This is a genomic window from Neorhodopirellula pilleata (assembly GCF_007859915.1).
GTDB lineage: Bacteria > Planctomycetota > Planctomycetia > Pirellulales > Pirellulaceae > Rhodopirellula > Rhodopirellula pilleata.
Window position 1 is genome coordinate 213197 of the sequence record NZ_SJPM01000001.1, and the last position, 14721, is coordinate 227917.

A 14721-nucleotide genomic window follows, 5' to 3' on the forward strand; every position below is an offset into this window, starting at 1 on the left:
TCATGAATCGGACTGTCACCTCTCCCATGTGTACTACCACCTTGAAGTCGCCCGCCGCTCGTCGTCGTCTGTTGACCGCCCTCATTGTAGGTGCGATCGGGATAACCACTTCGATCGATACGACCGCTGAGGCTCAAGAAGGTTGCTGTTTTGAACCGGCCTACCGGCTCGAGTGCGAGACCGTCATGCAACCTGAATTAGTTGAGCGGATGCGGGTCACCTACGAAACGCAGATGGTCGAAGAGGAAGTCACAAGTTATCGCCCGGTGCTCAAGACACGCGTCGAAGAACGAGAATACCGCGTCGCTAAACCGGTGACCGAAACCAGTTTCCGCGAAGAACGATACACGATCTATAAACCGGTCGTCGAAACGTCCTACCGCGACGAGACCGTGACGCAAACACGCTACGTGACCGAGACGGCTGAGCGCGAAGAGCAAGTCACGACCTATCGCCCGGTGACCGAAACTCAAGTTTACCAACAACAATACACGGTCCAGCGTCCTGTCACCGAAACTCAAGTTTACCAACAACAGTATACGGTGCAGCGTCCGGTTGTCGAAACTCAGTACCAAACCGACACGGTCACGTCTTATCGCCCCGTCACGACCATGCAAGCGCAAACCGTCGACGCGGGCGGATACGTTCCACAAACGACCGTCACGCCCGGCGGCGTTGGAACGGCGCTCGGTTGGAATCCACGTGCCTATGCCGCGCCCGGACCTTTGGGCATCCTGTGGTGGAACCGTGGAGCTCCCGTCGCGATTCCCGTGGCCACCCCGCCTCAAGTGCAAACCCAAATGGTCTATCGGCCCAATTTGGTTCAACAACAAATCGCACAAACGTCCTACGTGCCGGAAGTGCAGCAGGTCCAACGGCCTGTGACCGTGATGAAGATGCAACAGGAAGTCGTCACACAAAACGTGCCCGTCCAAGTGCAACGCATGCAATCGGAAGTCGTCACGCAAAACATTCCGGTTCAGCGTACACGGATGGTTCCCGAGACGACGGTCCGAAAAGTTCCCTATTCGGTGCAACGCCCGGTTACCGAAACGCTCACCCGCAAAGTTCCCGTTCAAAACCAACGTTGGGTCGCCGAAGAACAGGTGCGTAAAGTTCCCGTTCAATCGACCCGCATGGTCTACGAAACTCGCCGCGAGCCGGTCACCGTGAAGTACTACGAACAAGAAGAGGTTCGTCGCAAAGTGATGCGTCCGGTCACGGTACCGAAGTATGAACCGTATACGGTGCAGCGAATGGTCCCCCGGCAAGTCGTACAGCGTCTTCCGCTATCGTACGTCGACCCGTTCAGCCCGGCGATCGGCAGTGGTTATTCGTCGTTCTCTCCGGTGATCAGTTCCTCGCCGATGCCATCGTATTCGTATCCATCAACGGACTACCCCAGTTCGTCGTCGATCGTGACACAACCGGACGACTCTTCGGTCCGCAGCAACCGGGTGGACCCCGAGGACGACGGCGACTCGGTTCTCGAACCGCCCGCCCAAAGCGACTCCCAGAAACCTCAATCACGGATGGGTGGCGTTGAGTTTGGTGCGCCCGAGCGAGACGATACGGACAAGGATCGCGAAGAGCTCAACGATCTGTTCGACGCCCCAAGCGATGACACCAACTCGTCCGATCCTCGAGACACCGACCCGGTGGATTTGCCCGAACTGAGCGAACGCGAAGCGTCCTACCGCAGCGGTAGCTACCGCAATCACTCCCAAGCTGCCCGCCCGCAATTCCGCCCGATCGGCTACCGATCAATGTGGAATCCGACCTTCGCCCGCGAGCTGTGAATGTCACCGCCTCAGCGGCTTGTTGAGTTAGCGGTTTAGGCAATTTCTGTGAGCCGATGGCGCTAGCCACGGGCCTCGCATGTCGGCTTACTTGCCATAAAGCCCGCAGCTAGCGGGCTGTTGATTTAATTAGCCGTACCGCGTTAGCGGCGGTTTCCACGGCCGTTAACCGGGGCTAACGCCCATCGGCTAGTTGTTGTCATTCGGTGTACAACTAAATCAACAGCCCGCTAGGCGCTGTCGGTTTAATCGTTTAACGGCAAGCCGCAGGCGACAGAGCTTGAGAACGCAGACGCCTGCGGCTTGCCGTTAAACGAAAACGCCCAATCGTGCACTAAATCAACAGCCCGCTAGCAGCATCCGTCACAATGCCGCCCGGCGATCGCGGCACGGAAGGCAAGTGGGAACATGGGGAGATTGATTTCGATAAACTATCGGCATTCTTACCATTCGTTTCCCATTGCCGTTTGGTCAATTCATGCTGCTTGGAATCCGTCCGACCGTCGATTTCGCGTTCAAGATGATCTTCGGCTTGCCTCAGAATTCGGCCGCTCTGATCGGGTTGCTCAATGCGATCCTCGATCTTAAGCAGGCGATCGTTGCCGTCGAGGTTCTTAACCCGTTTAGTTACCAAGAGTTTGCCGAAAGCAAACTGATCGTGCTCGATGTCCGGTGTCGAGACGATTCCGGCCGTTGGTTGAACGTGGAAATGCAGGTTTCCGTTTACGCGGGTCTGATCGAACGACTCGTTTACTATGCCTGCAGCATGTACGTCGACCAACTGTCTCCCGGCAGCAACTATGCCCTGGCGTCCCCGTCGATCTCGATCTGCCTGCTCGATCGTGTGCTTTTTCGAAATCCGAGCAGCCACACCATCGGTTCCAAATGATCGATCGCAAGAGCGGCAAGGAGTTATCCAACGCGATCGAAGTCCATACGGTAGAATCTCCACGATCGAAATCATTTCCGCCAAAACGGAGAACAAACAAATGTACGACCAACGCGAAAAAGCCCAACGAGACTACGAATGGGCCATCTCAGGTGCCCGTGAAGAAGGACGAGAAGAAGGGCTTGCGGAAGGTGAGCGGGTAGGGCTTGAAAAGGGCGAGTTGATTGGGAAGGTTAGATTACTACAAGATTTGCTCGGTGAGGAACCATCGGCGGTGACCACCTTGGCTCAAATCAGCGTGAGTACACTTACAACCCAGCTTGCATCTTTGCAGCAACGCCTCCGAGACCGTCAAGCGTGACCCATTAACTTGCGATGACCGCAGTGCATCTACGACTGCCCGGATCGGGTCTTGCTCCAGAGACCCGATTCGTAGTTGGAAATGGTACGTATCAGAGCTTCCAAAACCTCGACAGCTTCGATACTGCTAATGGCGGGGGAAAACAGTCGAATCCGATCGCGTGGGGTCAAACGATGCGTTTCGGGTCCGCCACGACGCTCGACCCACCGATACCTTTTTTCCCATCGACAGCCTCGTTGGCGTTCCTTTTTTTGACAACTTGCGTAGAGTTAATTAGTCGAAACGCTGCGATTTCTTTTTTCGCGGCGTCTGCCATCACTATTTTCTCGAACTGAACACTTGATCGCTGATGCCGAACGAGCAGGATATCTACGAAGAGCACGTCTTGGATCATTACGAAGATCCTTACCACCGCGGCCCTTTCGAATCGGCGACGCACGCCCACGCGGGAAAAAACCCCCTGTGTGGTGATAAAATCCATGTCGATCTGCGGCTCGACGAGAACGGTCGGGTCGCCGAAGCCTGGTTCGACGGGGAAGGGTGCGTGATCAGCCAGGCGTCTGCGTCGATGCTGATCGAAGCCATTGAGGGCAAAACGATCGAGGAGGTGAAGGAATTCTCCGCCAACGAAATGCTCGATCTGTTCGGACCCAAATTGACCCCGAACCGCCAAAAATGCTGTTTGTTGGTCTGGAAAGTGGTGCAAACGGCGCTGCACAGCCCGGTTGGCGATGAATGTGAAGAAGAGGATCTGTCGTCCGCTTTGGGCGGCCCGCTCGGTGGCAGCGTCGGCGGCCCGTCGCTGGGAGAGGAACAGTGAGTACGCTCGCCGAATCGCTCGACGTCGCCAAGATTCGCCTGGAATTCCCGGTCTTGGAGCGCCATGCCAGCAGCGGCGAACCGCTCGTCTATTTCGACAACGCGGCCTCCACGCAGCGGCCCGTTTCGGTGATCGAGGCGATGAACGATTGTTACCGACATTACTACAGCAACGTCCATCGCGGCATTCATACGCTCAGCGAAGAATCCACTCAGGCCTACGAGAACGCCCGCCAAACCACCTGTGACTTTTTGAATGCCTCGTCGGTATCGGAAGTCATCTTCACCGCCGGAACGACCGCCGGAATCAATACGGTCGCTCGCTCATGGGGCGACGCGAATCTCAGGCAAGACGACGTGATCCTGTTGTTGATCAGCGAGCACCACGCCAACATTGTGCCCTGGCACCAACTCGCCGCTCGGACAGGGTGTCGGGTGGAGTTCGTCCCGATCGACGACAACTTTTTGATCAGCGATGAGGTCGTCGGCGAATACCTCAACCGCCATCGTCCGAGATTGTTCGCGTTCGGGGCCGCCAGCAACACGTTGGGATCGGAGTATCCCGTCGAGCGTTGGACAGCGATGGCTCACCAAGCGGGGGCGACGGTGTTGGTCGACGCGGCTCAAGCGGCACCACACTGGGCCATCGACGTGCAGTCCTGGGACGCCGACTTCGTCGTTTTCAGCGGTCACAAGGTTTGCGGTCCCACGGGCATCGGTGTGTTGTACGGAAAGCGGGCGATCCTCGAATCGATGCCACCGTTCCTCGGCGGCGGCGGGATGATCTCATTGGTCACCATCGACGGGTTCACCACCCACGAACTTCCCGAAAAGTTCGAAGCCGGCACGCCCCCGATCGTCGAAGCGATCGGGTTGCAAGCGGCATTGAAATACTTGCAAGACTTGGGCATGGACCGAATCCACGAACACGAAAAGCAACTCGGTGCACGTTGCGACCAAGGCTTGCGAGCGATCCCCGGTGTGCGGATCATCGGACCGGATGCCGAGTTCAAAGGTGGAATCAATAGTTTTGTGATCGAAGGCGTCCACGCCCATGACGTGTCCCAGTTTTTAGATAGCCGGGGCGTTGCGGTGCGGGCAGGTCATCACTGCACCATGCCCTTACACGATGCCGTCGGAATCACAGCTTCGGCGCGAGCGAGCTGCTATCTTTACAACACCGACGAGGAAGTCGATCAATTCTTGCAAGCCGTCGAAGACGTGCGAGCCAAGTTCGCCAAATCAGGACGACGTCGGCGCTCACGTCGTTCGCAAACTTCGTCGGCAAATCAATCCGAAACGGGCCGAACGACTTGATGAGCGGGGACCCTCAACAGTTCGCGTTCAACTTCGATGGTGGCGAAGACGGCGGAGACAACGACGCAAGTGGTGGGAGCTCGGTGGGCGAACCGGTTGCATCACGCCTTGCAAGCACGACGAGCAAACGGTTGGTCAAAAAGAAATCCGTCCGGCCCAAACCGGCATCGACCCCGGAAGAAGCACTCAGCGTTTACGAGATCAATACAAAGATCAAGCAGGCGATCGAATCGTCGTTGTCGAGTTTGTGGGTGGCCGGTGAGATCACGGACATCGCCCGTCCCCGCAGCGGCCATTTGTATTTCACGCTCAAAGACGAGCGTGCGGTCCTTCGCGGCGTGATGTGGCGCAGCGTTGCCGAGCGGCTACCGTTTGAACTCGACGACGGACAAAGTGTGTTGTGCTACGGCGATGTCGAGGTTTATGCGGCTCGCGGTTCAGTGCAGTTGGTGGTGCGCAAGTGCCAGCCACAGGGCATGGGATCGTTGCAACTCGCGTTCGCACAGTTGCAATCCAAACTTGAAGCGGAGGGTTTGTTCGCGGCGGAACGAAAACGCCCATTGCCGCGATTGCCTCGAAAGATCGCGATCGTGACGAGTCCCTCCGGTGCGGCGATCCGAGATTTCTTGCAGGCCGCCGCGGCACGTCATGCGGGCGTCGAAATCGTCGTCATTCCATCGAGCGTGCAAGGTGCGGGCAGCGTCGATCAATTGATCGAGGGACTGAAGTCGGCCCATCGTCTGCGTCCTCGACCGGACGTGTTGATCGTTTCGCGCGGCGGCGGGTCGCTCGAGGATTTGTGGTCGTTTAACGAAGAGCGTTTCGTGCGCATGTTAGCCAAGTCGCATATTCCGACCGTTTCAGCGGTCGGTCACGAGATCGATGTGACGCTTTCGGATCTCGTCGCGGACGTGCGAGCGTTGACGCCGACCGATGCGGCCAGTCGCGTGTTGCCCGACCGGGAAGTCTTGGTCGATGTGCTCGACGCGCTCGGTGCGACGATGCGTCGGTCATTGTTTCGCCGCGTTGAAAACTTCACCGAACGTTTGCGTTGGATCGAATCCCGGCCGATCTTCCACAACCCCATGGAGCTGATTCATGAACGCAGCCGGATCGTCGACGATTTAGATTATCGGCTTCGGGAACTGGTGTGGAGGCAATGGCGCGAGCGTCAACACCGACTCGGCCGAGCCGCCACGGCGGTCTCGGCGCTGTCGCCGCTGAGCGTTCTGGCGCGAGGTTACAGCGTGACCGAGACCGAAGCCCGCCAAGTCATCCGCAGCGTTGATCAGGTTAAGCCGGGCGATACGTTGATCAGCCGCGTCGATGACGGCGAAATCCGTTCGACGGTTTCGTCGGATTGATATCGCATCCATGGACCCCACTGATTGTTCATTGACGTTACGGCAACGGTTCTCGCAATCCGCAGCACATCCGGGAATCTCGGTTGGGATCGCTTGCGGTTTCATTTCGGCGGTGTTCTACACGTTGTCCAATATTGCGCTGCGGCAATCAGTCTCGGTCGATTCGTTCTTCGTCGCCGCGATGAAATCCGGACCCACAATCGTGTTTTTGACGCCGTATTTGTTGGCGATGAAATGGACCGGCCGCCGCGTCGCAGTCAGCCCGCATTTGATCCCTCGCTTTATGCTGGTCAGTTTGATCGGCCAGGTCGGCGGCAATGGTTCGTTTCAGTTCGCCTTGGGAAAGATCGGGCTGGCCGCCACGGTGCCGATTACCTTGGGATCGTTGTTGATCGCCAGCGCGGTGTTGGGCCGATGGATATTGGGCGAGTCGGTGCAACGACGCACGGCGATCGCGATCACGATTTTGATCGCGGCCGTGTTCCTGTTGTCGCAATCGGGCGAAACTCCGCTGACGGGCATTGCCGGGGATGCCTTGCGATGGGAACAATTCAGCGGGGCGATGTTCGCGGTCGGGTCGGGGGTTAGCTTTGCGATTTTTAGCACGACGATGCGCTTGAGCATGCAGCAGGGGCTTCAAAGCGCGACGGCGATGTGGATCAGCGGCATGGTCGGAACGACCGCGCTGCTGGCAATCGCTTTTTCGCGAATCGGTTTGGAAAGCCTCGATGGACTTACGGTGGGGCTATGGCAATCCATGATCTTCGCCGGGGTTTTCAACTTCGTGGCCTTCGTCGCCATCACGACGGCAATGCGAGTCCTGCCGATCGTCGCCGTTCATTTGCTCAACGCGTCGCAAGTTGCGATGGCGGCGACGGCGGGAGTGATTTTATTTAGCGAACCGACGACATGGAAACTCATCAGCGGGATCGTCTTGACGATGGCGGGGTTGATGGTGCTGGCGACCCGACGACCGTTGAAGACGTCGAAAGAGCCTATTCGGTGACACCCGTGCACGCGGGCGTTTCACTGTCAGTTTGAACTTAAACCTCAACTTAAACTTAAACTTAAACCGCTTTCTACCAGGATCGCCGCCGTATCGACGGCGGTGTTTCGACTGAGTTTAGGTTTAAGTTTAGGTTTAGGTTTAGGTTTAGGGCCAAGTGAAAGCTGGCCGGAAGGAATGGTGTCGTTGATTCGCACCGATTGACGGTTTTAGCCGTACCCGATTTTTGGCAATCCAGCCGATCGCGGGGTGGGGATGGAAAAAGGTGCACGTTCTGCCAGGCATTGGGGTCAATATCATCGTCCGTTTTTCCGATAGACACGTTAGGACCCGTCGTACCCGGAGAATCAGTCGTGCTCGTATCGAAACGCCCCACTCGTCTCGCGTCCCGCTCAAATCGCCGAAAGCTCGGCTTTTGGCTCATGTTCGGGTGCGTATCGACCGGGGTGATGCACTGCGATGTCGGATCGAGTGGTGTCGCGTTGGCGGACAACTTGGAATGGACCAACACCTTGAATCCGGCCAGTCCATCGGTGACGACGGTCTCGCAAAGCGGGCGACCGATTGATTGGAGTCAAACTCAAACACCGGCCCAAGAGAATGAATCGGAAAAACTGAAAGTCCCGTCCACGCTACCGACCGAGTCGGTTCACTCGGTCGTGGGAATTCGTGATGTCCAGGGTGCCAACTCAACGTCCCGTCCGGCCGGCACGACGATTCAACTATTGCCGCCACGACGCGACCCAGTTCCGCCAGCGGCACCAGCGAATTCCGAATTGACCCTTCAATCGCCCGCTTTTTCCGATCGTGTAGCGCCTACGGTCGGTGCATCCCAAGCGACTCCGCTGGCGACACCTCGCGCCGCCCGATTGGTCACCCGCGATGACGCCCAAATCTTGGGGTTTCGCACCACATGGCAATTGGACGTCCCCAGCTTTCGCCAGAGTGGCCAGGAAATCGTGCTTCACGTTCCTGAGAACGAAAGTCATGAAGACCACGGTCATACGCAAAACAAAGAGATTGCGGCGCACACGGATGCCCCACCCGCGGTAGCTCAGTTACAGGCTCCTGTAGCCGTCGGATCGGGTTTACCCAAAGGGTTGCCAGCGAAATTGCCTGCCGATCTGGCTGAAAGTAATGCCGAGCGAACGACAGAGTCGCGTCCTTCGGCGACTCTACCGGGCAGCTTGTCGTCGCTGCCGGTCGGCAACCGCCAGTACTTTCCTGCGTTCATGGCACCGACCGGCTCGCAAGACGATTCTGATAACGAAGCCCCACAACCCCCGTCGACCGGTCCCGTCACCGGCAGTGGGTTGCGAACCCCCGGGCCGGACTCCCTTTACGAAAACGTCCTGCGTCCCGAGGATTCCTCACCGAGTCAATCCTCGCTCGCTCCGATCGAAGAGATGCCTCCACTCGACGAATTGGTCGAACCAGAAATCGCGTCGTCAAGCACACCAGTTTCGCCGACCAAGATTGTCGACGAAGGTAGCAACGAAGGCGATGGCGAAGCCTCCGAACCGACCGAAGTCGAAGGCGACGTGTCTTTGCCCAACGATTTAACGATCGAAGATATGCTGTCCGCTGGCGATGCGAAACCAGCACGGCTGTCCCCGACGGATATCAAACCGCTGAAGATCGTGATCGATGGCCCACTGGCAGAAGCGTCCAAACTCAAGAACGCCGAATCAGAGATCGATTTAAAGGATGTCCAAGAAGACAAAGAGGCCCAAGACGACATCGAGCCGTTGCCCGTCGGTAGGTTGTCGCAGCTTGACGCGACCGGCCGTCTGAAACTTCACGCCGAGCCGACCGCGTTGGAAATCATCCCTCCGACGATTGCTCGATTGAAGTCGCCGGTTCTGCGGACGCTGCAAACCTTTCATGCCCGTACTGAAAACGCCGACTCGCGTAGCAATTGGGGCATGATGCACCAGATCATGGCCTACGGCGCGGACACTCGAATCATCGCACGAGGGCGCAACTATAGTGCGATCGCGTGGATGGCGGGCAACAACGTGTGCCGAGGTAGTCGCTTGATGACAACTGCGGGTGGCAAAATCCAAGTTCGCGAAGGCACCGGATTGCAAGGACATCAGGCGCAGTTCCTCGCCATCATGTCACTCGTGGGCGTTCCGTCGACTTATCCACTTTATGTCGGCAATCAACGTTTCCAAATCAAAGACCTCGTCGAAGTCGAAGCGGCTGCTTGCGAGGATGGCAAGGAATTAACGTTCACATTGATCGGCTTGTCGCACTACCTTGACACCGACACCACATGGACCGGTGCCAAGGGCGAAACATGGGACTTTGATCGTTTGATTGCCGCCGAGCTTTCGCAACCCATCGTGGGTGCCGCCTGCGGTGGAACCCATCGTTTGATGTCGTTCGCTCACGCCCTGCGAAAACGACGTCTCGAAGGCCAACCGATCACCGGTCAGTGGAAGCGAGCCGAAGATTTCCTGAATGAATTCGTACAATACACCTACTCGTTGCAAAACCGCGACGGCTCGATGAGCACGAACTGGTTCGAATCACCCGAAGACAACGGTGACCTAGCACGCAAGGTGCAAACGACCGGGCACATGGTTGAATTCTTATTGACCCATCTGCCTGACGAAGAACTTGGTGATATTCGAATGTCCCGTGCGATCACGTTCCTAGTCAACGCGATGGGGCGAATTCAGATTGACGATTCGGCGGTGGGCTATCGAGGGCATGCATTGCGGTCATTGGCCATGTATCACCGCCGCATGTACGGCATCGCCGCCGACTATCCCGCCCCGAGCATGGCAACGCAGCCCGCACGTAGCAGCGTTCGCCGGCAACGCTGACCCGCTTGGCATACCGTTTGCATTCGCTTGAAAGGGATTTCTCTTCCCAGTGGATGCGATGGCTATGGATTTTCTCAAAAAGACGTTCAACGAGTTTCTCAAGAACGACTGCACCACGTTGGCCGCTGCGCTGTCCTATTACACTGCGTTCGCCCTTCCTCCGCTGATGTACTTGCTGCTAACGGTGCTGACGTTTGGTTTGTCGACCGTCTATGAAGGTGAGCAAGCGCAAGAGAAAGCGATGTCGGTGCTGAAGGCCCAATCGTCCCAGATGCTCGGCAATCCGGCGGCCAGCGATGCGATCACCAAAATTCTTGAAAACAACCAACAGGCCGGCGGAAAATGGTGGAAAACGTTGTTGAGTTTTGTCGGCATCGTGATCGGGGCGACGGGCGTGGTGGCGGCCCTGCAGGCGGCACTGAACCAAGTCTGGGAGGTCAAACCAGATCCAGAAACGACCGGGATCAAGGACATCTTTCTCAAACGATTGCTCTCGTTCGGTATGATTCTCGGCCTCGGCTTCCTGCTGCTCGTTTCATTGATTCTGTCGTCAATCCTGTCCGCCGTGGGAGAACAGGTTTCTCGGTGGATCGGCATGAGCGAAACGATCATGGGAACGATTGACTTCCTCGTTCAAGCGTTGGTCGTGATGGTCGTCTTTGCGTCGATTTTCAAATTCATGCCGGACGTGGTCGTCCGCTGGCGTGACGTGCTAGTCGGCGCGGCGATCACCACGGTGTTGTTTATCGTCGGACGCTACGCGTTGCAGTGGTATTTTTCGTACAGCGACCCGGCGGCCCAATTTAGCGCCGCGGCGGCTTCGCTCGCGGTCCTGCTCATTTGGGTGTATTACACTTCGATGATCGTTTTGCTCGGAGCCGAAGCGACTCAGGTGTATTCCGTCCGCTACGGTCACGGTATTCGCCCGGAACCCAACGCCGTTCGCGTTTCGCAGAAGATTCAACGTCAGCCGACTTAGAGCTTATCCGGTGTACGTGTTCGGAGCCCCGTCAGTTAGGATAGCTGTCAATTTCAGTTATCTGACTCGGGAACGATCATGTTTAATATCCAAGATGGACGTGGAGTGCGGCGGTTTGCCGCCGGGCTGGCCGTTCTGAGTCTCATCGCGTTGATCGTGACCGCGTACCTGCTCGCGAACGTAAACCGAGAGCAGGAAATCCTTCAGCGGTTGATCGTGCATCTTCCCGAAAGCGATCTCGCCGTCGCCGAAGAACTCTCCGGCGATTTGAATCTTCAGAGCAGTCTGTCGTTCTTGCTAGTCCTCAATGCGGTCGGGACGACGATCGCATTTGCCGTCGTTGTACGTGGGTACGTCAGCAGCGAGCAGAACCTCCGGGACGTGAAGGTCTACTCGACGGACATTTTGGCCAGTATGGATGCGGGCGTCATCACCACGGATCGGAATGGAAAGATGACAAGCATCAACCCAAGTGGTCGCAATCTATTGCAATGCGACGACGACTTTATCGGGCGTCCGTTGTCGGCGATCGATGAACAACACGCACTGCTGGCTACGATTTGCGAAGAAGTCGGCACGTATCACCACCCCATTCGTGATCGCGACTACGTGGTCCACCAAAACGGACATCGCAAGACCTTGCGTGCCGGTTGTACGCTGCTTCGCAATCGCCGAAGTGATGAAATCGGAACGGTCATTCATGTCCGCGACGTCTCTGAAAAGGCGTTGATCGAAGAGCGGTTGCGACGCATGGAACGCTACATGGGGCTGGGTTCGCTCGCGGCGGGACTGCAACACGAAATCAAAAACCCGCTGAGCGCGTTGTCGCTTCATATTCAACTCCTATGCGAACGCTTCGCCACCAAAGATGACGACACCGAGGTCACCGAGTCGCTCGACGTCTTGCATACCGAAGTCAAGCGAATCAACAATGTTCTTGATGGTTTTCGCAATTATGCCACCGCAACCCAGATTGGTCGTAGTAGCGTGGACGTGCCGATGCTGATCGAGAAACTAGTGAGACTGTTGCGTCCTGAAGCCGAGAAGCGGTGTGTCAAGTTATGTGTTGAGTTACCAAAGGAAATCGTCGGATTGATCCAAGCGGATTCGGTCGGGATCGAGCAGGTACTCTTGAACTTGGCTCTCAACGGCATGGCGGCGATGCCCGAGGGTGGCGTCCTGACGTTCTCCGTTTCCCGTCAGAGCGACTGCGTCCGCATCGACGTTGCCGATACCGGGAACGGCATCCCGCCAGATATTCAGTCCAAAATATTTGACCCGTATTTCACGACTCGCAACGAAGGCACCGGAATGGGGTTGGCGTTATGCGATAAGATCATTCGCCAACACGACGGCAGCATCGACTTCCAATCCACTGAGCGAACCGACCAGCAAGCCGGCCGAACGGTTTTCTCGATCCGCTTGCCGTTGCAGTCCTCCTGAGCCCGAAAACCTCAATTCTACAATCTGTGAAACCTCAATTGAGGTCCGACCCAATCATATGAACGAAAACGAGTTTCGCGTTTTGATCGTCGATGACGAACCGAACATCCGATCCGGATTGGCCAAAGGATTGGTCAACGAAGTCGACGCGGCGGACTTAGCGGCCGACGCCGATGAGGCGATCGAACAGTTCAATCTCAGGAATTACCAATTGGTGATCGCAGATGTCCGTCTTGGCAGCGACATCGATGGAATCGAGTTGGTCCGTCGGATGCGGCAACAAAAGCCACACGTCATGGTCATCGTCATCACCGCGCACGGGACCGTCGAAACGGCCGTCGATGCGATGCGAGCCGGAGCATTCGATTTCATCTCCAAACCGTTAGATTTGAACTTAGTTCGGCAACAGGTTCGCAAGGCCCGCGACCATCTGATGTTGCGAACCGAGAACGTACAATTGCGGACACGTCTGGCCGACGCCGGAGAACTGTCCAGCATCATCGGCGGATGTGCCCCGATGCAGGATGTCTTGCATCAAATTCGACAGGTCGCCGCAACGGAGGCGACCGTGATGATTCACGGCGAGAGCGGAACGGGCAAAGAACTCGTCGCCCGAGCGTTGCACGACTTGAGCGACCGCTCCGACGGCCCGTTCATTGCGGTCAACTTGGGTGCCCTACCTGAAACGCTACTCGAGAGCGAGTTGTTCGGACACGAGAAAGGTTCTTTCAGCGGCGCATCAAGACAAAAGCCAGGTTGCTTTGAACAAGCAGCAGGTGGAACTTTGTTCTTGGACGAGGTCACCGAAATGTCGCCCAAGAGCCAAGTCGATCTCTTGCGAGTTTTGGAGACACGTCGCTTCACTCGTGTCGGTGGCGAAACCGTTCTCGAGGCCGACGCCCGGGTCGTCTCGGCCACCAACAAATCGGTGCAAACTTTGATCGACGAGAACTCATTCCGCGACGATCTGTATTACCGCTTGAACGTCATCCCGATTGAAGTCCCTTCATTGCGACAGCGGCGGGACGACATCCCATTACTGATCGAGCATTTTTTGAAGCATTTTTGCGGCCGACACCGACGTGAAATGAAACAAATTACCTCCGAGGCGATGCGTACGTTGGTCAACGCCAAGTGGCCCGGTAACGTCCGCCAACTCCGCAATCTCGTCGAACGTATGGTGGTCACTCACACTGGCGATATCATCGAAGCGGAGCAATTGCCGCCTGAGATTCAAGCTGGCATCGCAGCGCAAGGGAGCGGCGGCGAGCCGCTTCGGGAATACGCGACACTGACAGATGCCGTGGAAGCTCGAGAAAAAGAGATGATCCAATCCGCTTTGGTCGAATGCGAATTCCATCGCGAAAACACGGCGAAACGGTTGGGAGTCAGCGTCCGGACATTGCATTACAAGATGGGCCGCTACGGGCTGCACTAGCCTGGATAGTTCATTGCTCGACGCGCAAGCGGGCTGTTGTTTTGGTTTGCATCGTAACCCGAAGCGTGAGCGAGGGATATATAAAGAGGTTTTAATGGAGTTGAATCCCTCGCTCACGCTTCGGGTCACGATTAAATCAACAGCCCGCTAGTGCTTCGTCAGTATTCAAAATGAGGGTTCGCTTAAAACGTGGCACGGTGGTCCCCACCGTGATTCTCGACGGAGGACCGTCGAGCCACGCTGCTGACACCCTAAAGTCAAATGTGGCTAGCGGCATCGGCTCACAAGAATTGCCGAATACTTCTCATCAGGAAACAACGTGCAATCGGGTGCATGAAGGTCGGCAAAAATTTGCAGACGAGCCGTCTCGAGCCGATATTCGTTTCTTTCTGCTAACTTTTTTACCCGCAAAAATGCTTAGGAAATCGCGTGAAATGCCCTCTTGATGGATGGTGAAGGGATCCTTGGTACG

At 56.6% G+C, this 14721-nt stretch carries 11 protein-coding genes; all 11 read left to right on the forward strand.

The genetic code is table 11. The features are described from left to right. Positions 1-2 precede the first annotated feature (2 nt). Positions 3-1799 (forward strand): hypothetical protein, encoded by a 1797-nt coding sequence (locus Pla100_RS00600; protein ID WP_231602506.1) that lies wholly within the window; start codon positions 3-5, stop codon positions 1797-1799. Between the two features lie 478 nt (positions 1800-2277). Next, positions 2278-2688, forward strand: coding sequence for an Rpn family recombination-promoting nuclease/putative transposase (locus Pla100_RS00610; protein ID WP_146575773.1), 411 nt, complete (start codon positions 2278-2280; stop codon positions 2686-2688). 100 nt (positions 2689-2788) lie between these two features. Further along, the gene (locus tag Pla100_RS00615) at positions 2789-3049 is read left to right on the forward strand and encodes an RpnC/YadD family protein (RefSeq protein WP_146575774.1); all 261 of its coding nucleotides are present in this window, start codon (positions 2789-2791) and stop codon (positions 3047-3049) included. A 349-nt stretch (positions 3050-3398) separates the two neighbouring features. Next, complete coding sequence (gene sufU, locus Pla100_RS00620) at positions 3399-3869, forward strand: Fe-S cluster assembly sulfur transfer protein SufU (RefSeq protein WP_146575775.1); 471 nt, start codon at positions 3399-3401, stop codon at positions 3867-3869. After that, a complete protein-coding gene (locus tag Pla100_RS00625) occupies positions 3866-5185 on the forward strand; it encodes an aminotransferase class V-fold PLP-dependent enzyme (protein ID WP_146575776.1) in 1320 nt (439 codons plus the stop codon). The genes sufU and Pla100_RS00625 overlap by 4 nt, the downstream gene beginning before the upstream one ends. Beyond that, entirely contained in the window at positions 5185-6549 is a 1365-nt protein-coding gene (gene xseA, locus Pla100_RS00630) for an exodeoxyribonuclease VII large subunit (RefSeq protein ID WP_146575777.1), read from the forward strand. The genes Pla100_RS00625 and xseA overlap by 1 nt, the downstream gene beginning before the upstream one ends. A gap of 10 nt (positions 6550-6559) precedes the next feature. Continuing rightward, entirely contained in the window at positions 6560-7555 is a 996-nt protein-coding gene (locus Pla100_RS00635) for a DMT family transporter (protein ID WP_146575778.1), read from the forward strand. 422 nt (positions 7556-7977) lie between these two features. Continuing rightward, positions 7978-10389 (forward strand): ADP-ribosylation factor-directed GTPase activating protein isoform b, encoded by a 2412-nt coding sequence (locus tag Pla100_RS00640; protein WP_231602508.1) that lies wholly within the window; start codon positions 7978-7980, stop codon positions 10387-10389. A 64-nt stretch (positions 10390-10453) separates the two neighbouring features. Beyond that, positions 10454-11368: a YihY/virulence factor BrkB family protein gene (locus Pla100_RS00645; RefSeq protein WP_146575779.1), complete on the forward strand. Its 915-nt coding sequence runs from the start codon at positions 10454-10456 to the stop codon at positions 11366-11368. Positions 11369-11446: 78 nt separating this feature from the next. Then, positions 11447-12811 (forward strand): two-component system sensor histidine kinase NtrB, encoded by a 1365-nt coding sequence (locus Pla100_RS00650; protein ID WP_146575780.1) that lies wholly within the window; start codon positions 11447-11449, stop codon positions 12809-12811. 58 nt (positions 12812-12869) lie between these two features. Then, complete coding sequence (locus tag Pla100_RS00655) at positions 12870-14249, forward strand: sigma-54-dependent transcriptional regulator (RefSeq protein ID WP_146575781.1); 1380 nt, start codon at positions 12870-12872, stop codon at positions 14247-14249. Positions 14250-14721: the final 472 nt, after the last annotated feature.